Source organism: Thioclava atlantica, from assembly GCF_000737065.1.
Lineage (GTDB): Bacteria > Pseudomonadota > Alphaproteobacteria > Rhodobacterales > Rhodobacteraceae > Thioclava > Thioclava atlantica.
This window is the reverse complement of the sequence record NZ_AQRC01000011.1, coordinates 50,962-69,587: the sequence shown is the minus strand read 5'-3', so window position 1 is coordinate 69,587 and position 18,626 is coordinate 50,962. Positions and strand designations below refer to the sequence as shown.

Below are 18,626 nucleotides of genomic sequence, written 5' to 3'. Positions count from 1 at the left end.
GACACCCCCAGAGGACCGGGGTGGAGCGGGCAGGACGCCAAAGGCGGCCAACACGGCCCGGACTGACGCGGGGTTGCGCGCAGGAGATCGAACGGGATTAGGGGATTGTCAGTCGAAGGGATGGCCCAGGAGACAGAGAGATACGGGGAGCCCATGCCAGACCATGTCCCCTTGCCCATCGGGACTGTTTGACCCAAAGCCCAGCACGCCGCTAGCGGCCCAAGTGGCTATCACCGGCTCTCGCCCCCCTGCCCTTCCGTGCTGCGGAATGCAGGGCCTTGCCGCGACGGGCTATCGATACCGGAATATTCAGGACACGGACCGCACCAACGGCTGCTTTCGATCTCGACGTACTGTCGCTCAGCGAGCTGAAGAAAATGCAGAATGACGTCGCCAAAGCGATTGCCACATTCGAAGATCGGCACAAGGTGGAAGCCCGCGCCAACGTGGAAGCTTCCGCCCGAGACCTCGGCTACTCCCTAGCCTACGGCGACCCCGAACAGCGCACCGACTCCAGCGGTCGCCGCCATGGCGAGTGCACCCCAGAGCGTGACCCTTGCAGCACCTCGAATAACACCAGCACCGCCAGCAGAAGCGCCTAATCCACCAAGAACCGCGAGGCCGAGGATCGTCGACACGGCGACCAAGAAAACGATCCGTGCATCCGGGACGACCAGTACGACGATCAAGGGCAGCACCGCACCCACGGCGAAGGTCAGCGCCGACACCAAGGCGGCCTGGATCGGGCGGGCTGTCACGGTCTCGGAGATGCCAAGCTCGTCGCGGGCATGCGATCCGAGCGCGTCACGTTCGGTCAGTTGCACGGCCACCTTTTCGGCAAGGTCTCGGTCCAGCCCTCGCTCGACATAGATTTGGGTAAGTTCTTCGAGTTCGGCCTCGGGTGTTTCCGCCAGTTCGCGGGTCTCGCGCGCAAGGTCAGCGTTTTCCGCGTCAGTCTGAGAACTGACTGAGACGTACTCGCCTGCCGCCATGGACATCGCGCCGGCCACGAGGCCAGCCAGCCCCGCTATAAGGACCTCCGGCTTTCCCGATCCTGCTGCGGCGACGCCGACCACGAGGCTTGCCGTCGACACCAGCCCGTCGTTCGCGCCGAGAACGGCGGCCCGCAGCCAGCCGATGCGATGCACCATGTGGATTTCGGAATGCGAGAGGCGGCTCATGGCGTGGCTCCTTGCGCGATGTCATCCTGCCCGGAGGAGACAGCCTTTGGTTTCGGAATAGTGGGTTCATGGGGCGCGATGCGCAGCGCGCGGAGGGCGTTCAGGATCACTGCAACGTCGATGACCTCCTGCAGGAGCGCCCCCTGCACCGGAGTGAGATAGCCGAAAGCCGCCGCGATCATGCCCATGACCGAAAGGCCGATCCCGGCGACAACGCTTTCGACAGCGATGCGGCGCGCGCCGCGCGCGATCTCGATCCCTGGCCCGAGGCGGTCGATACGGTCGACAAGCAGCACGACATCCGCCGCCTCCGCCGAGGCCGCCGCGCCCCGTGCGCCCATGGCGACGCCCACGTCTGCCGCTGCGAGCGCGGGCGCGTCGTTGACCCCGTCGCCCACCATCATCACCGGGCCGTTCTTGCGCTCGGTGAGAACGAGCAACACTTTCTGGTCCGGTGTCAGCCCGGCCCGCAGACCGTCGAGCCCAAGCCCTTCGGTGACACGCTCGGCCACGTCAGCGCGGTCTCCGGTCGCGAGCAGGATACGCGCGATCCCCTCGCGCCGCAGCCCGTCCAGCATCTGGCCCGCGCCGTCGCGCAGGGGATCGGACATGACGAGATGCCCTACCATGTGCCCGTCGACCGCGACAGCAACGAGGACCGAACCAGCGGCGATGGCGGAATGATCGCCGGGCCGCCGTCCGACGCGGGATGCGACGAAGGCATCCCCGCCGACGATGATCTTCCGGCCTTCGACATAGCCGACGACGCCTTCGCCCGGAATCTCCGCCACGTCTGACGGAACGGGTAGAGAGAAGCCCCGCTCCTTCGCGGCGGCGACGACGGCCTGTGCCACTGGGTGCTTGGAGGCCTGATCGAGGGATGCCGCAAAGAGCAGGATGTCGTCCTCGTCCATGCCATCCGCACTATTTATCGACACGATCTTCGGGCGGCCATCCGTCAGCGTTCCGGTTTTGTCGAGGATGAGCGTGCGGATCCGCGCCATCGTTTCGAGTGGCCCCGCGCCCTTGATCAGCACGCCGAAATGCGCGGCTCGCGACAGGCCCGCGACCAGCGCCACAGGAACGGCGAGGATCAGCGGACAGGGCGTCGCCACGACCAGAACGGCGACGGCCCGGATGGGGTCGCCGGTGAACCACCAGGCAGCGAAGGCTATGGTCACGGTGACGGCCAGGAATCCCAGAGACCATCGGTCGGCCAGCCGTGACATCGGTGCCTTGGACGCCTGCGCCTCCTCGACCAGTCTGACGATTCCGGCATAGGTGCTGTCCTTGGCCTCGCGGGTCGCCGTGACGTCGAAAGCCTCGCCTGCATTGGTAGAGCCGCTCATGGCCTCGGCCCCGCGTGCAAGCCGCACCGGTAGCGACTCGCCGGTCAGCGCCGAAGTATCGACAAAGGCCGCGTCAGAGGCCACCGTGCCGTCCACCGGCACCACGTCGCCCTGACGGATCAGCAGCCGATCGCCGGGAGCGATTTCCTCAAGCGGTATATCTTCGAGGCCGCCATTGCGATGCCGTGTCGCTGTCCGCGGAACTCGGGACAACAGGTCGTGCATCTCGTGCCGGGCGCGGCCTTCTGCGAAGCTTTCGAGGAAGGTGCCACCGGAATACATCACCGCGACGACCGCCGCGGCGAGAGTCTCACCGAAGACGAGCGCGGCAGTCATCGACAGCGCTGCGACGATATCGAGGCCCACCTCGCCGCGTCCAATGCTGCGCAGGATCTCGACTGTGAGCGCGGCAAGGGCTGGAACAACCCCGGCGAACCAGACGATGTTCGCGATGTCGCGCCTGCCAGCGAAATAGAATGCAAGACCCGCGATCAGACCAATCACGGCCAGAAGCAGAATTGCGGTCTTGAAGCGATCGGTGCGGGTCTGGTCCATTCGGCTTATCTCCCCTCTGCTGGGGTCATCGCCGCTGGCTCTTCGGAAAAAAGTCGTCCGACTCCTACGCCCCTCGCGCTCCCTGCATCATCGCGCAGGAGGAACAGGGCGTCAAGCCCTTGTTTTCTTGCGAGTTTCGCTCCTTTGTCGAGACCGAGCACCATAAGCACCGTTGCCCAGGCATCGGCCTCGGCACAGCTGCGGGCAACGACGGTGACGGAGGCAGGCGACGCGATCAGCGGCGCGCCGCGTCTCGGATCCATTGTGTGCGAGAGACGGCGACCCTGCACCTCGACCCAGTGGCGGTAGTCGCCCGAGGTCGCGACGGCCGCGTCCTGCAGCGCGAGGATTGAATGCGGCCTTCGGCGCTCGGAGTCCGGCGCCTCGACCGCGATGGTCCAGGCCTCGCCGTCTGGCCGCACACCCATCGCCCGCATCTCGCCGTCAATCCCTATGAGTCCGGCGGAAATCCCATGATCGCGCAGGGTCTCGGCCAGGCGGTCGACGCCATAACCCTTGGCGATACCGTTGAGGTCGAGCGCGACGGGCGCGGTCTTGCGAACGTGGTCGCCGTCGAACTCCAGGACTTCATGCGCCGGGCAACGAGGGTTTTTCATCGCTGCGCGGATGCCATCCGGCGTGACGTCTCCTGGCCCGAAGCCCCAAGCTTTAACCGCGTCGCCCATGCCGATATCGAAGGCCCCGCCGGAGGCGCGCCCGATCTCCAGGCCGAGGCGTATCACCTCGCGCAATCGCGCGGGAACAGCGATCCATTCGCCGACCGGCGCCGCATTGAGCCGCATCAGGTGGCTATCGGGTTTCCAGGTGGACATCTGTGCGTCCACCTCATCGACAGCCGCCTGAAGCGCCACGCGGACCGTGGCCGGGTCGAAGTCCGGTTCCGCGAAGAACAGCGTGGACCAGCGTGTGCCCATGGTCGGTCCGTTCAGCGCGACCTTCACCAGCTCAGTAGACATCTTCGACATACCGCCCCTCCGCCTTCAGGACTGCCGGCGTGAGCCCGGCCGGCGCGAGGATCTCGGCCAGCGTATCGGCCACGCCCGCCGCCATTTCACGACCGCCGCAGACCATCACGCGCGCCCCGTCACGGATCAGTCTGGTGACCTGGGCCGCGTCGTCCCGCAACGCGTCCTGCACGTAGTGCGGATGCTCCACCCGCGAGACCGCCATGACCAGACGCACCAGGCGTTCCTCATCCTGCCAGGCGGGCAGTTCCTCGCCGTAGAAGAAATCGCTTTTGGGATGCCGCATCCCGAAGAAGAGGTGGATGGGCCTGCGGCGCGTGTTGCCGCGCACAAAACCCGCGAGCGGCCCGATGCCGGTCCCCGCGCCGATCAGGATCAGCGGTGCCCGGCTCGGCCCCGGACGGAAGCCAGGGTTGCGGCGGAGGAAGGCGGTGACCGTATCGCCCGGCTCCAGGGCCGTGAGCTGACCCGAGCAGAGACCGCCGGGGTGCTTTTTCACGACGATCTCGATGAAGCCGTCGCAGCGCGCGGAGGCGAGCGAATAGAGCCGCGGGACGGCGCTTCCTTCCGGCAGGACGCCGATCAGGTCACCGGCCTCGAACCGCGCGAAGCCCGCCCCGACCAGCCGCTGCCAGAGCGTGACGCGCGGAAGCGCGAAGCGGAGGATCGCGGTCGGGGCCTGCACCTCGGCGCCGTAGTCGCGGCGCGAGACGAGGGTCAACGTTTCAGTTTTCGGCAAGACGGGCTGGTGCGACAGCTCGAGGTCGACCCTGAGAGCGTCGCCCAGTGCGCGGCCCCAGCGGGCGAAATCCTGCGGCGACTGGCGGTCGATTGTGTCGAAAGCCAGCAGTTCGGGCCAGCCCTTCGCCTCTGCCGCAGTTGCGACGGACTCCGCGTAGGCGCAATAGGCCGGAAAGCTTCTATCGCCGAAGCCGAGCACCGCAAGAGGGATGTCCGCCGCCCGGTCGCACGCGTTCAGCCGGTCGAGAAAGCCCTTCGCCGAGGCGGGCGCCGCGCCGTCGCCATAGGTTGCGGCGAGCAGGATGATCCGCTGGGCCATAGCGTAGCGTTCTGGCGCGAAGGCCGACATCGGTGTTGTGTGTACCTTCTGCCCGGCTTGCGTCAGTGCGGTGTGGAGCGTGGCCGCAAATCCCCAGGTGCTGCCGCCCTCGCTGCCGACGAGCAGGATCGTCTCGGCACGTCCCGCGGGCTGATTGCCTCGGATGCGCGGCCGCCCCCTCCGTCCCGCGAGCCAGACGACAACGCCAGTCACGCCCATGGCCGGGACGCCGAGCGCCATCAGGCCCAAAACGAGGCCAAGCGTCGCCGCGCCCTGTCCGGTGTGCAGCATGTAGATGGTTTCCGAAACGCGTTCCCACCCGGTCAGGTCAGTCCAGGCCAGCAGCGCCCCGGTGCCCTGATCGAGATACCCGGTCCCACGGTCGGTCTTCAGCGTGAAGACGTCCGTAGCGTCGCCGGGATAGGGAAAGCTCAGTTCGCGCAACTCGGCGACGGGCGTCTGCTGCAGCGTGGCCATCCGGTCCAGCGCAAACCCCGTCGCTCCACTGACCTCGGTCGGCATGGCCGGGATGGCGCCGCCATCCGGCAGGAGATCGAAGGTCGACGCCGTCATCCAGAGGGCGGTCGTGGAAGACAGAACGAAGCCGACGACGGCGATCCGGGCGATCTCGACGTGCAGCCGCCCGGCAAGCGGTCCGCGCAAGCGCGCGAACCAGTGTCGCCAGCCTCCCGCCCGCCGCGCGACCAGCGCCGCGCCGGAGAGCGAGAGGATCAGCATCGCGGCCGCCCCTGCGGCCATGGCGATGCGGCCGCCGTCCCCGAGGAACAGCGAGCGGTGCAGGTTGGTGAGCCAGCGTTCGGCCTGGTTCGGGTCGGCCGAGGCCACGCCCTCACCCGTCGCCGGGTCGATCACGGCGGCCCCCGGCGCGCCCTGATCGAACCAGTAGGCAGTGATCCGGCCCGAGGGCGACCGGCGGATCTGCTCCACGCCCGGATGGACCGCCCGAATGCGGTCCGCGAGGGCGGCGACCGTGAGCCCGGTCTCCGGCTGCAGGGCGGCAAGCCGTTCGGCCGCAGGGAAGACCGACAGTGCCGCGCCACTCAGCGCGAGAATCGTGACGAGCGCGAGGGCCAGAAGACCCGGCCAGCGATGGAGTGCACGGATCATGGCCCCGATCCTCACATGTCGTAGGCGAAGCTGGCGACGTACCGGCGCCCGCGCACCGGCGTGCCCGCGCCGTCGGTCGTGAGCGGCACCGCCACCTCGTTCGGACTGTCGCGCATGTCCTCGACGGCCGCGTCGATGTGGAGCGTGTAGCCCGCATCGAACAGCGCATCAGCCAGATCAAGCGTGATCTCAAGACTGCGGCCCGCGCCGACGCTGGCCCCGGTAATGCCGTTGACCTGCGCAGTATCGCCGCCCGTGGCACGGTACCAGTCGCTCAGATGCTCGTAGTATTTGGACTTGCCACCAGCCATCCAGAGACTGCCGACATAGGCTCCAGAGGTATCTGTGACGTAGAGCGCAAGATAGGCGCCGTCGCCGCCGTAATTATTGAGCGTTGCGGTCAGTGTCACCGGCCGCGCCATGGCGAGGCTGGGGAGCGTTAGCGCGGTGGTGAGAGCGAGCGTTGCGAGAAGCGATTTCATCGGATGTATCCTTATTCGGAGAGGGGCTTCGGAGCTGTTCAGTTCACCTGAACCTGCGGAGGGGCGCCATTTCCGAAGAGGCCGTTCTGAGGAGGAGCGACCGTTCCAGCGGGCGCGGGATTGCGGGCGCCGCCCCGACAATCGTCGTCGTCATCATCGTCGTCACAGTCATCATCATCATCGTCATTGTCGTGTCCGCGACGCGAACCGTCCCGCCAGCGGTCGTCATCGTCGCTTGCGAGAATGAGAGGCATGTCTTGTGAGGCGTCGTCAAAGAGCGCGGCCACGGGCCGAAGCATGCTGTCGGCCGGGGCCTGCATCGCGCTCCAGGCAGGAACGCCGATGGCGGCGGTCAGCGCCGTTGTCGCTGCGAGAAGGGTCAGGGTCTTTTTCATGGCAAGGTCTCCTTTCGTCTGATGAGACAAATCTGGCGCGTCGACCTGAGGGCTTCCTGACGCCCCAGCGATTCCTCCTTCAGCTTGCCGTCAGGAAAAAAATGGCCCCGCCGATGATGGCGGGGCCAAAAAGATGCGAGCGCAGGCTACAGGGCTGGCATGGCTATGCGCCCTGCCCCGCGTTCAGGCGAATTCGAACTGCTCGAAGCGGACACGGCGAGGCGTTTGGCCTTGTGCTTTCAAGCCCTTGAGAATCCCGTCCTTCAGACCGGTTGGGCCGCAGAACCACAAATCGGCTTGCCGGATCGCGAAAGGGACCGCGCCGATCAGGCGCTCGGCCGTGAGCCTGCCATCGCGCGCCGTGACGACCACCTCGAAACTGAAACTCGGATTGCGGGCGGCCGCAGCGCGCAGCGTCTCCAACCCGATCGCCTCGTCTTGCGTTCGAACACAGTGGACGAGGTGAATGTCGCGCCTTTCCGCCTCCGTCAGGCTTTCCGCCCAGGCGAGGAACGGCGTGATACCTATACCGCCGGCCAGCCAGATCTGGCGCGCACCGCCCTTGCGAAAATCGAACCGCCCATAGGGGCCTTCGACCTGCACGCGCGTTCCGGTCCGCAACGTCGCCGGAAGGCTCCGTGTCCACCCACCCAGAGCCCGGATGGAAAACGTCAGGGAGCCATCAGGGCGCGGGGCACTGGCGATCGTGAAAGGGTGCGGCTCGGACAGTCCAGCTTCCGGCGCTCGAACGAAAGCGAATTGCCCGGGCCGCCACCGCATGGCACGGCCTTTGGGAGTGAGCATCAAGGTGGTCGTGTCACCGGTCTGGCTGATCTGGCTGACAGTGAAGTCTCTACGCCGTAGATGCGGAGCGAGCAACTCGGTGAAGATCCAGGCGACAACTCCGGCGATTCCGAAAGCATTCAGCACCAACATGAATGTCGGGTCCACCCCAGCAGGCATGTCGACAAAAAACTGGTGAAACACCACGATTGCAAAAAGGGCTCCCATGAAACGATGGCTGAACCGCCAGAGCTGATAGGGAATCTCGAGCCCGATGAAGGGCAATCTCCGGAACCAGCTGACAGCGACTAGGGCGAGAAGTGCGTTGAAGGCAAGTTCGCCCGCCTCTTCACCTAGGTCCCCAAGGGAGGTTTCACGCACCAAACGCTCGAAATCCGGCTCTATCTGCTGGTGCAGTATCATCAGGACCATCGCGGAAATGCCGAGCCATTTGTGGACCCGGTACATTCGATCGAGACCGCCGAACAATGGTTCCACCAGTGGCGGCCGTGCGGCGAGGATCAAGGTCTGTGCCATCGCGACAACTGCCGCGGCCCCGACGGCAATACCAAATGCTGCATCCGCACCATAAGGCGCATAGGTGTTCATCCCGAACAGAGCCGCCAGCAGGCATGGCAGCGCCACCAGCACCGGGCCCGTCAGGGCCAGAGGAGAGTTGAGGGAAAGCCGAGGGAGTGTGGGAAGGCCCGGCGCAGAGACATTACCATCACGATGCGCCGTATCAGTCATCGTCGCGTCTCTCGTGATCGCGGTCGCGACGATCATCATCGTCGTCCTCAAACTCGAACTCGATTACTTCCAACGTCGCCGGGTGGACCGTCACCTCGATCGCACGCCCTTGGGCATCCCGGCCGTCAATTTCGTAGCAGCCATCGTCGATCTTGATGCGGCGCACCGCCCAGCCATTTTCCTCGGCAAGACGGGCAACCGCGTCGCGCGGCTGCCAATCAGCCATCGGAACGAAGCAGTCGTCGTCAGCCAGCGCCGCGCCGGCCGGGAAGACCGCGAGAAAGCCGATAATTGTCAATGTCTTCTTCATGGGGCACACTCCTAGTGGCTCGCCTCTTGATGCACTTCATGCGCTGCGAAACTGACGACAGCCTGAACGGGCGCGACCCACAGGCTTCAGCTTCGTGTCAGCCAGACGGATCATGCAGGGACATCAGACAAGAACGGGTACGACCATGCGCATATTGCTGATCGAAGACGACACGACCCTCGGCGCTGCCGTGCGCGACCAGATCGCAGCCGATGGCCAGTCAGTGGATTGGGTTACGCGGTTGGATGCGGCAAGCGATGCCATGGCTGCTACGTCCTACGACTTAATCCTGCTCGACCTGATGCTGCCGGACGGGCGCGGTATAGGGTTTCTCAAGGGCTTGCGCACGCGGGGCGACGTGACACCGGTCATCATTCTTACCGCACTCGACCAGGTGTCCGATCGGATCGACGGGCTTAATGCAGGCGCTGACGACTATCTTGTGAAGCCTTTCGACCTGTCGGAACTGTCGGCGCGGATCGGATCGGTCGCGCGGCGCTACAGCGGCAACCCCAACCCGATCCTGACCCACGGACCGCTCGACATCGACCTTGCCGCGCGCAGCGTCCATCGGGATGGCAGACATGTGCCGCTGACGGCGCGGGAATGGGCGCTCTTCGAAGCCTTCCTCGCGCGTCCCGGGCAGCTCCTGTCCAAGGCGCAGTTGGAGGAGAAGCTCTACGCTTTCGACGCCGAGGTCGAGAGCAACACCATCGAGGTCCATGTCAGCCGCCTGCGGAAGAAACTGGGGAGCGCAATCATCGAGACCGAGCGCGGCATGGGCTACCGCCTGGGCAGGCCATGAAGTGGCCCGTCAGCCTAGAGGCACGGCTCGGCCTGTCGGTGGGGCTGGTGCTGACGGTGCTGTGGCTTCTCGCAGCGACGGTGACGGCCGTAATCGTCCGGGCCGAAATGGACGAGGTCTTCGACAGCGCGCTCCGTGAGACAGCGGAGCGGATCCTGCCGCTGGCAGCAACCGACATCGTCGGGCGGGAAGATCAGGGTGTGACCCAGCGGCTCGCCCCGATCCGTGAGCACGACGAGTTCTTCACCTATCTCGTGCGCGATGCCGAAGGCCGCGTCCTGTTGCAATCGCATGCGGCGGACCCCACCGTGTTCCCCTCCTATGACGGGCCCGGGTTTCGCCAGACCGCGACGCACCGTCTCTACAGCGACGCGGCGCTTCAGGACACGATCCGCATCACAGTGGCCGAGCCGCTGGCCCACCGCATGTCGGTGGCTCGCGAAATCCAGATGGGTCTCGGCCTGCCCTTGCTGATCGTGCTTCCAGTGGCCTTGATCGCGATCATCCTGGCAGTTCGCTTCAGCCTTGATCCTCTGCGCCGGTTCCGCGCGCGGCTGGAAGCACGTGGCGCTCGCGACCTTTCGCAGGTTCCTCACGAGGGGCTTCCAACTGAAATCGGCCCGCTGGCTGACACCCTGAACAGCCTGCTGGCCAGATTGCGCGAAGCGTTCGAGGCCGAGCGAAGCTTTGCTGCGAATGCCGCTCACGAGCTACGCACACCACTCGCGGGAGCGATCGCGCAGGCGCAGAGGCTTAGGTCAGAAACCAAGGACCGAGCGGCTGCACAACGTGCGACCGACATCGAGGAGACGCTGAAAAGGCTGACGCGACGCACAGAACGCATGATGCAACTCGCGCGGGCAGAAGGCGGGCGATTGAGGATGGACAAAAGCTCGGATCTGAGGGGCGTTGCGAGAATTGTGGTGGACGATATTGGCCGCACGGGCACGCCAGATCGTATCAGGCTAAATCTTCCCGACATGGCTGTCATGTCAGATCTTGATCCCGACGCCTTCGCCATTCTGTGCCGGAACCTCGTGGAAAACGCTCTTCGTCATGGGGGACAGACTACCCCGGTCGACGTCACGCTGACCGCATCTGGCCAGTTCACCGTGGCAAATGACGGCCCTGTCGTGCCAGGCGAAACGCTCGACCGGCTGACAGCGCGTTTCGAGCGGGCCTCTGCCACCTCCGACGGCAGCGGCCTGGGTCTTGCCATCGTCGCCGCAATCGCAGAGCGGATCAGCAGCCGCCTTGTCCTTCAATCGCCGCGGCCGGGCCGGACCACAGGTTTTCAAGTATCGCTCAGGTTGCCGATAGACGACAGCGAGTGACAGCGACATCCACTTTGGTTCCCAAAGGGTCAAATGCAGCCTTGGGATCAAGATCATCAGGGCCTGGCCTGGCGCGTCGGTTACCGTGCTATGCAGCGTGACGCTCGGAAAGGCAGCGCACAGCGCCAGCAGCCTGTTCGGAATGGACCCCGCGCTGATGAACGTCATGTAACCAGCGCTCACCATGGGGGTGACCGCTGTTTCCAGCATATAGGGATGATCGACGAAAAGGCTTCCCGAACATGGTAGAAGCAGACTGTCGGAAGCGATTGTTAGCCGACTGACTATCCCCGGTCACGGGGACATTACTAGGCCCAAGTGCACACCTGTGCCACGCCTGGGCCCTCGGGAAGTGAGGCCGAAGCCTCACCCGAAGGGATCGTATTCCGAGACGATCACGACCTCGTCTCCGTCGATTTCATCAGCGGGGACGGCGCCATAGGTTCCATCACCGGCCTGGAAGACGACGATCGAGACCATGAGCGTGGCGGCGAGAGAGGCGGCGAAGGCGTGAGCATCTTTGCGGGACATCTGTTTGGCTCCTGTCTTGGAGGCGGAGGACCATCCCCCGCGCGACAGGACCTCGCAGGCCCGAAGACTGCCTGACATCACCGGGTGCGTTCGGCCCGAAAAAGTGAAACGGGGCCGAATCCACCCGGCGGCACGGGCTCGCCCGTAGTCCGACCCCTCGCGGGTTGATCTCGAAGACGGGATTCGGGGCAAGGAAGGGAATGGCGAGCGGGGGATTGTGCGACCGCTGACTGGAGCCGGGTGTCCCGCTGATGCCATCGGTGCCAGCCTCCCGGGCAGGCTTTTCAAGGAATACGTCATTCCGTGTTGGAATGGATCCTATGGTGCCCCGCGATCTCGCAGGACAGGATCGTGATGGGTGAGAGGCCCGCGCTCTGGCGGGCCCCTTGGGTTCTACATCGGCTCAGGCGGCAAAATCCGCGTCCCCTGCCCTGTCGCCGTCCTCGCTGCCGACGATCTCCAGCCGCGCGTTGCGATAGCCTTCTCTGGCGATCCAGAGTTCGGCAGCCGTGACAGACTCGGCCAGGTGGAGCAGCTCCGTGCAACCGCCGAAATCCAGCAGGACACGCACCTGCCCAGGCTGTGGTTCCTCAGCGACCTCGAAGGTCAAGGCGCTATCTGCCGAATGGGTCCGCATGATCGTCACGAGAATGACCCCGTCCGAGGAGAAGTTCCCCTCGTGCAGCGTGAACGAAGCCGGCGCCGTCCAGGTTGGATAGGGTCGCGGCGGCTCCTTCTTGACGAGACGGCCGACGCCGTTCGAGCGCTCCCAGGCCGCGAGCTTCTTGGTGAACCGCGCAGGCGGTTTCGGACTGTTGTCGGTGTAGCGAATGAGCGCGCCCAGGGGCGCGTCATCGAGAATAGTGGTTGCAGACATGATTCCTCATCCTGAATGCGTCACTTTGCATTCATCATGTTGATATTATTTGGTTTTATGTGATTGAGGGCGGGTTTCCCCGCCCTCGGATGGCGCGGATCACTCCGCAGCCATCATCGACGCATCATCACCCGGCAGGTCAGCGGCGAGGAAGGCGGGAAGGTCGACATCTTCGGCCTGCTCAGCGTCGGAAACGAGCTCAGGCGCCCCCTGCCCTTCCGCGCCATCGAGTGCTGCCAGATCGTGACGGCGAAGAACCTCCGGCAACCAGCCGCTGCCTTTCAGCAGACGCTCGGCTTCGGTCGCCATCTCGCCCTTCTTCAGGTGATCGAGGAGTTGCGCCGTCCCTTCCCCTTTCGCCTCGCGCACAGCCTCGAGTATCCGTGCCTTGGGCACGCGGTTCAGGTAGGTATCGGCCGTCGGCTCCCAACCCGCCTCGACCATGTCGAGTTCGACCGCCTGTGCAACCAAGTCGGACTGGGTCATCCGCTTGGTCAAGCCGCTGGCGGAGATACCGGCACCATAGGGGTTCACCTTCTCATGGAGCGCGTTGATCCCGAAGCTGAGGCAATGCGCGAGCAGCGAAAGCCGGCTCCCTTGATCGAGGGAAGCCAGGTAATCCCAGAGAGCGGCATCGTCGCCGAGCGGCAGGTCGGCCTCCCACTCCGCATGACGATCGTCAACCAGCTTGGCTACCACGCTGTCCTTCAGATCGCTCGCCTGCGCCGACATATAGACGTGACGCACCGAGGCCTCGAGGCAGCTGCCGGCCGAACTGGACGTCCGGAAGGTGTCATTGACGAGCTTCAGGAGCAGCAGTGTCAACGCGACGTCAGGTGAGCGCCCGACAGCTTCCCGCAGTGCCAATGTCCGGTGCGCCGTCAACTCCATGATCAGCCGCTCAGGCAAGGGCTTCAACGCACCATCGTCCTCGTCGTCGGGCATAATTCCGCCAAGCGCCTGACCGGCAGAGGTGATCACCGTGCCATGGCCGACACCGTCCGCGCTGCGCCCCGCTGAAAGCTCAACGCCCTGCCCGTCTGCCGCCTGTTCACCGCTGTGGACGTCGGCATCTTGCCGAGGTTCATCCTCGGGCCGGACAAAGCCCCGATAGACGGAAAGCTCGCCATAGCGGTCAAGCGTCACGAAAGCCCCTGCCCGTACGATCTCCTCCGCGTCGAAGATCAGCGGCCTAGCCTCCAGCTTCTCCATCGCGACTTCCAACTCGCCAAGACGCGCGTCGATCTCTTCGGGGAATTCATCCTGGCCCTCGTATTCCTCCTCGAGCGCCCGGTACTCGGCAAGCAGCTTGGCATGGGCCGTGCCTTCGTCATCTGTCATCGGCGCCGGGTCTCCGCTCAGCCGGCGGAAGCCGTGGCTGTAGCCATAGGGCAAGTCGAGAGAGACCTCGATCCACTTCCAGCCCTCGGTCGCGATCGCTTCGGCTTCAGCCTGAAGCTTCTCGCTAACCAGACGATCCAGCAGGGCCGGGTCTTCCAGCCAGCCGCCGTCATCGCCCTGGAAGAGGTCGTGCAACATGGTGCCGCCAGCAGCCTCATAGGCATCGACGCCGACAAAGACGGCACGACGATCGGAGGCCCGCACCGAGGTTTCGGTCAGCATGCGTCTGATCTGATAAGGCTCCTTGTTCCAGGACGACTTGATCGCCTCCCAGACCTGAACCTGACGCTCGTGATCCGGATTGACCGTGAAGGCCATCAGCTGCTCCAACGTCATCAGATCCTCGGCGTAGAGATCGAGCAGGGCAGGGGCCACGGCGGCGAGTTTCAGGCGCTGTTTGACCACCTGCGGCGTGACGAAGAAAGCGGCAGCGATCTCTTCATCGCCCTGACCCTTATCCCGAAGCGCCACGAAGGCGCGGAACTGATCGAGCGGATGCAAGGCTGCACGCTGCATGTTCTCAGCGAGCGAATCGTCTTCGGCGAGGATCGCGGAAGTGGCATCTCGCACGATGCAGGGAATGGGCGTCGTCTTGGCCAAGCGTTTCTGCTTCACCAGGAGAGACAGGGCCTGGAAGCGCCGACCGCCAGCGGGGATTTCGAACTTGCCGGTCTCGGACCCGTCATCCGCCAGAACGGGTCGAACGCTCAGGCTCTGCAGCAATCCGCGGCGGGCGATGTCTTCGGCCAGTTCCTCGACCGAGATGCCGGCCTTGATGCGCCGGACGTTGGACTGGCTCAGCACGAGCTTGTCGAAGGGAATGTCCCGGGACGGGGACAGGGTGACTTTCTGGGCAGATTTCGCCATCAAATCTTCTCCACGACGGGCGCCGGAAGCCACTCTTCCGATCTCACTTCCCGTCACCCCTCAAACCAACAAACCTTTCCCTCTCTTATTCTGACGCTCCCGAGACAGGACCTTAACAGCTGTTAAGTCGTCAGTTCCGATGTCGCGGAACAGTACGCAGTCTCTCAACCTTAACAGCTGTTAAGCTGCAGATCGTCGCCCAATCAATGCCATGACCATCGGCCCACAGGAAAACTCACCGGCCGCAGCTTTGGCAGTTAGAGCTCGCAAGTATCCACCAGGCGATCTGATGTCCTCAAAGCGTTCCAGCATGGCAGCAACGACGATCGACGCTTGCTCCGGACCCATGAACCGCTGAGCTTCTTCCCATGCAGACGCACTGATCCCCATAGCTGGCCGCACATGGCATGCCGCGTCAAAAAGCTGATGCCAATGTCGGATTTCGCCTTGGTAGAAGGTATTGAGCGAGGGACATGCCGCGATCACCAGGTGCAGCGGGATCTTTGGCAGGTGTCTTGTGTCCTGTTCATCGACGTCAGCCACGGGCTCATCCCTGTCCACATCTGGCACGCCGGCCGCCGCCCCGCTTTTTTCTAAAGCAGGTTCAAGATCTATAGATTCTATATTTGAACTCTGATGGTGGCGCTCAGATCGGGCATCATTGGTGTTCATTCCTTCTGTTTCAGAGCCATCAATGATGTTGCGTGCCTGGTCGAGGAGAGCTTCAAGATCGGCTCGATAGGCCACGAGGTCCTCAATTGAAAGCTTGCGGCGAAGCGCGCGCGCTGTGAGGATAGCCTTGTCACGAAGCTGGTCCCAGATGCCGAGGCCTGGCTGCATCTCGCCTCCGAACTCCGCGAGAGCCGCGAGATCACGCCGCATGAGGCTTACAACCTCTCTCAGACGCCTGACGCGCTCCTCAGCCTCACGTACGGCCTCTGCGGCCCGTGCTATCTCCTCGGACTGGCAGTAGAGCGGGGAAAGATCGAAGCCAAAGGCGACGCGCTCTTCGCCGTGCTTGCGGACGTAGCGCTTTCCATTGGGGCTATCACGCCGCTGGAGCAAACCAGCATCGACAAGACGCGCGAGGTGACGACGCATCGTGGAGCAGGGCATACCATTCAGGCGCTCACAGATCGCCTTGTTCGAGGGGAAGACTACCATCTCGGCGTTCCCGCCAAGTGCATCGTCTGGAAAGAAGCTGAGGAGCCCCTGCAAAACAGTCAAATCACGTTCTGACACGCCAAAGGCCGCTTGCGCCTTGGAGAGCTCGCGCAGGAGTTCCCACTTGTTGACGGGTCTGCCCGGAACAGATGCCTCGGGGCGCTCGATCACGCGCAGATGGGCGTGCGAGATCGGCCGCATAAACGGCGAAATCGGTGTGTACTCCATGAAAACATTCACGAAGGCAAAATTTCTGCGGCCCGCGAATCGCTTTGCGCTTGCGGGGTAGGGGCCAGAACGCTACATTCAGAAGTGCGAAAACTGAGATTTTGTAGCGGGCTGATCCCGGTGCGAAACCTTACAAAGGTCTCGTGAAGCTAGCTTCTCGGGGCCTTTTTCTTTTTTGCCTGTATCGTGCCTCCTTCTTGTTGGTTGCTCTTCCTCAGTCTTCTGAACGCTTCCAGCGCTCATGAAGCTCGGTAATCAGCTTTGAGGCATTGCCCTCCAACCAGCTGACAAATTCAGGTTCATCCGTAGTCAGATCGAGTTTTAGCTGCTTGCCTTGGCGACCGGTCCTGACTGTCGCAGCTCCGACACCGGGGATCGCCAAAGCAGGCGCGCCCTTGCGAGACGGACTTGCTTTCCTCTCCGCGCTCTTCGCAGCTTCCAGAACTGCGAGAAACGCACGATCAGAAACCTCATCGACCGAGCCGGAACTTTCGGACTTAGCTGTATGAGCTGCGGCTTGCAGTTGGTCTCGATCACCGTCGTAGGCACCCAAGGCCTTTTTGAGTTCTTCCCATCTTGGGCGACCAATCCCAGGAGCTGCACCAATTGCCTGGATGAGTTCCTCGCCGACTGTCCGAACGACACTCAAGAGTTGTGAAACCCCAGCTTCGTGGAGGTTAAGGACTTCGGCGACACCTCGATTGGTGCGCTCAGCCCCTTCCAAATGGTCACCGTCCAGAAGCGCCGTTGCAACAAGCGCGCGTTCAATAAAGCTCAGATCACGACGCTCTTGGTTCTCGAGAAGCTGATCTCGAAGCGCTTGATCACCCTCAACTTCCGTGACGATGGCTCGAACTTTGATACCGAGTTCGCGACATGCTTCTAGGCGCCTGCGGCCATAGATCAGGTTGTAGCGATCGCCTTCCAGTGGGCGGACCAAGACAGGCACACGCTGACCGTTCTTGGAGATAGAGTTCTTCAGGCCCTCAACTTCAATCTGAAGCCTGTCATCCAACCGTCCTTCGGTAACAATCTGCGCCGGATCGATCTCAAATACACCGCCACGCAGTCGGCGTCCTTCAAGAGCGTCAGGAGCGTTGCGAAGGGTCTGCAGCGGCAGGCCAAGTTTAGGCTTTCTTGCCATTCCGCCCCCATGTGTTCTGGATGATTTCAGCGATCTCATCGTTCACTGCGTTCATGGATTCGATCGCACGATCAAACGTCTGACGCGTGAAGTCCTTCTTGTCAGCTTCGTAGAGCGTTTGCTTGGTCAAGCCGGCATCAGAAATTGCGGTCGATTCAACCATGTGATTGGTCAGGACCGACCTCCCGAACAGCCCGCGAATGAAAGCGATGACTTCGGTTTGTGGCGCGTCGCCGACTTTGTATCGCGTTGGCAAAAAGCGCAGCCAATCGAAGCGCAGATTTGCGCCTGCATCCCTGATCACTCCCAGGAGATCCGCAGTCATTCGCAGGAATTGGGACATCGACATGAGGTCAAGCATCTGCGGGTGAACCGTCACGAGTACACCCGAGGACGCGGAAAGTGCTGACATCGTCAAGAAACCAAGCTGCGGCGGGCAGTCGATCACAACAACGTCGTAGTTTGCTTCAACACTATCGAGAGCATCATGAACTCTCGCAAAGAACGCCTTCGCTCCTCCTCGCTGGATAGCAGCAGGCGTCTCGTGCTCGAACTCCATGAGTTCAAGGTTGCCCGGGATGAGATCAAGGCCGCGGATGTAGGTCTTGCGGATCACTTCGCCGATCGGAACCGGATCGTCATAGCGAACTGCATCATAGAGGGTTCCGCCCTCCATAAGGTCGAGTTCCGGCTGGATTCCATGAAGAGCTGAAAGGGATGCTTGAGGGTCGAGATCGATCGCAAGAACCCTGTACCCCTTAAGCGCCAAGCGTTGAGCGAGGTGAGCAGACGTCGTCGTTTTGCCGGACCCGCCCTTGAAGTTCACCACTGAAACGACTTGAAGCTCGTCACCGTCGCGACGCCCAGGCACGTAAGTTCCAGACTTTTTTGCGTTTCCTTCAAGCGTCTGCCGGATTTCCCAGATATCGTCGAGCGTATAGCGACGATGACTTCCAGCCGTCGTCTCAACGTCAACGATCTTTCCTTCTCGATGAAGCTTCCGAAGATAGGTATGGTCGACGCCAAGGAGCTCAGCAGCTTCGCCGCTAGTCAAAGTGCGCATCACCTTCTTTGCATCCGGAGGGAAGTGTGCGGCGCGCTGAGCATGCAGGTTCGACGCGAGAAGTTCCGCGTAGTGCCCGATGGCGATGTCTAGATCCTGCTCTACTTCGCTCATGTCTACCCCGATCCGTGGGCGCGTTTTTTATGTGACCGCGCGTTATTTTTCGAGACTATTGCCCGACCAACCAGATTCGTGCAAGCACTTTCTAGATTTAGTGGAAATCGGTTAGGCCA

Annotated in this window: 16 protein-coding genes; 2 read left to right on the top strand and 14 right to left on the bottom strand. The window is 63.1% G+C overall.

Translation table 11 applies throughout. The features are described from left to right. Nucleotides 1-479: 479 nt before the first annotated feature. The 8 genes from DW2_RS13485 to DW2_RS13450 form a co-directional block, all read right to left on the bottom strand. Nucleotides 480-1,181 (bottom strand): VIT1/CCC1 transporter family protein, encoded by a 702-nt coding sequence (locus DW2_RS13485; RefSeq protein WP_038070015.1) that lies wholly within the window; start codon nt 1,179-1,181, stop codon nt 480-482. Further along, nucleotides 1,178-3,085: a heavy metal translocating P-type ATPase gene (locus tag DW2_RS13480; RefSeq protein WP_038147445.1), complete on the bottom strand. Its 1,908-nt coding sequence runs from the start codon at nt 3,083-3,085 to the stop codon at nt 1,178-1,180. The genes DW2_RS13485 and DW2_RS13480 overlap by 4 nt, the downstream gene beginning before the upstream one ends. Before the next feature lie 5 nt (nt 3,086-3,090). Next, nucleotides 3,091-4,071 (bottom strand): FAD:protein FMN transferase, encoded by a 981-nt coding sequence (locus tag DW2_RS13475; protein WP_038147442.1) that lies wholly within the window; start codon nt 4,069-4,071, stop codon nt 3,091-3,093. Continuing rightward, a complete protein-coding gene (locus tag DW2_RS13470) occupies nt 4,052-6,259 on the bottom strand; it encodes a PepSY domain-containing protein (RefSeq protein ID WP_038147440.1) in 2,208 nt (735 codons plus the stop codon). Before DW2_RS13470 ends, DW2_RS13475 begins: the two co-directional genes overlap by 20 nt. Before the next feature lie 11 nt (nt 6,260-6,270). Next, a complete protein-coding gene (locus DW2_RS13465; protein WP_038147438.1) occupies nt 6,271-6,741 on the bottom strand; it encodes a DUF2271 domain-containing protein in 471 nt (156 codons plus the stop codon). Between the two features lie 38 nt (nt 6,742-6,779). Beyond that, nucleotides 6,780-7,136, bottom strand: a complete 357-nt coding sequence (locus DW2_RS13460; RefSeq protein ID WP_038147435.1) for a hypothetical protein — start codon at nt 7,134-7,136, stop codon at nt 6,780-6,782. A 183-nt stretch (nt 7,137-7,319) separates the two neighbouring features. Then, nucleotides 7,320-8,705 (bottom strand): ferredoxin reductase family protein, encoded by a 1,386-nt coding sequence (locus tag DW2_RS13455; RefSeq protein ID WP_038147432.1) that lies wholly within the window; start codon nt 8,703-8,705, stop codon nt 7,320-7,322. Beyond that, a complete protein-coding gene (locus DW2_RS13450) occupies nt 8,662-8,979 on the bottom strand; it encodes a PepSY domain-containing protein (protein ID WP_038068680.1) in 318 nt (105 codons plus the stop codon). The genes DW2_RS13455 and DW2_RS13450 overlap by 44 nt, the downstream gene beginning before the upstream one ends. Nucleotides 8,980-9,124: 145 nt before the next feature. On the opposite strand from DW2_RS13450, the gene DW2_RS13445 reads away from it, so the two are divergent. Together DW2_RS13445 and DW2_RS13440 are read left to right on the top strand one after the other, a co-directional pair. Further along, complete coding sequence (locus DW2_RS13445) at nt 9,125-9,784, top strand: response regulator transcription factor (protein ID WP_038147429.1); 660 nt, start codon at nt 9,125-9,127, stop codon at nt 9,782-9,784. Beyond that, nucleotides 9,781-11,118, top strand: coding sequence for an ATP-binding protein (locus DW2_RS13440; RefSeq protein ID WP_038147426.1), 1,338 nt, complete (start codon nt 9,781-9,783; stop codon nt 11,116-11,118). Before DW2_RS13445 ends, DW2_RS13440 begins: the two co-directional genes overlap by 4 nt. A 366-nt stretch (nt 11,119-11,484) precedes the next feature. Here DW2_RS13440 and DW2_RS20085 read toward each other — a convergent pair whose 3' ends face one another. The 6 genes from DW2_RS20085 to repA form a co-directional block, all read right to left on the bottom strand. Then, nucleotides 11,485-11,649: a hypothetical protein gene (locus DW2_RS20085; RefSeq protein ID WP_009574204.1), complete on the bottom strand. Its 165-nt coding sequence runs from the start codon at nt 11,647-11,649 to the stop codon at nt 11,485-11,487. Nucleotides 11,650-12,052: 403 nt separating this feature from the next. After that, on the bottom strand, nt 12,053-12,526 hold the full coding sequence (locus DW2_RS13435) for a hypothetical protein (protein ID WP_038147424.1): 474 nt from the start codon (nt 12,524-12,526) through the stop codon (nt 12,053-12,055). A gap of 99 nt (nt 12,527-12,625) precedes the next feature. Continuing rightward, the gene (locus DW2_RS13430) at nt 12,626-14,794 is read right to left on the bottom strand and encodes a ParB/RepB/Spo0J family partition protein (protein WP_038147423.1); all 2,169 of its coding nucleotides are present in this window, start codon (nt 14,792-14,794) and stop codon (nt 12,626-12,628) included. Between the two features lie 180 nt (nt 14,795-14,974). Further along, the gene (repC, locus tag DW2_RS13425) at nt 14,975-16,186 is read right to left on the bottom strand and encodes a plasmid replication protein RepC (protein ID WP_038147420.1); all 1,212 of its coding nucleotides are present in this window, start codon (nt 16,184-16,186) and stop codon (nt 14,975-14,977) included. Between the two features lie 214 nt (nt 16,187-16,400). After that, a complete protein-coding gene (repB, locus tag DW2_RS19425) occupies nt 16,401-17,330 on the bottom strand; it encodes a plasmid partitioning protein RepB (protein WP_078542900.1) in 930 nt (309 codons plus the stop codon). Beyond that, nucleotides 17,314-18,507: a plasmid partitioning protein RepA gene (gene repA / locus DW2_RS13415; RefSeq protein WP_038147418.1), complete on the bottom strand. Its 1,194-nt coding sequence runs from the start codon at nt 18,505-18,507 to the stop codon at nt 17,314-17,316. Before repA ends, repB begins: the two co-directional genes overlap by 17 nt. Between the last annotated feature and the right edge of the window lie 119 nt (nt 18,508-18,626).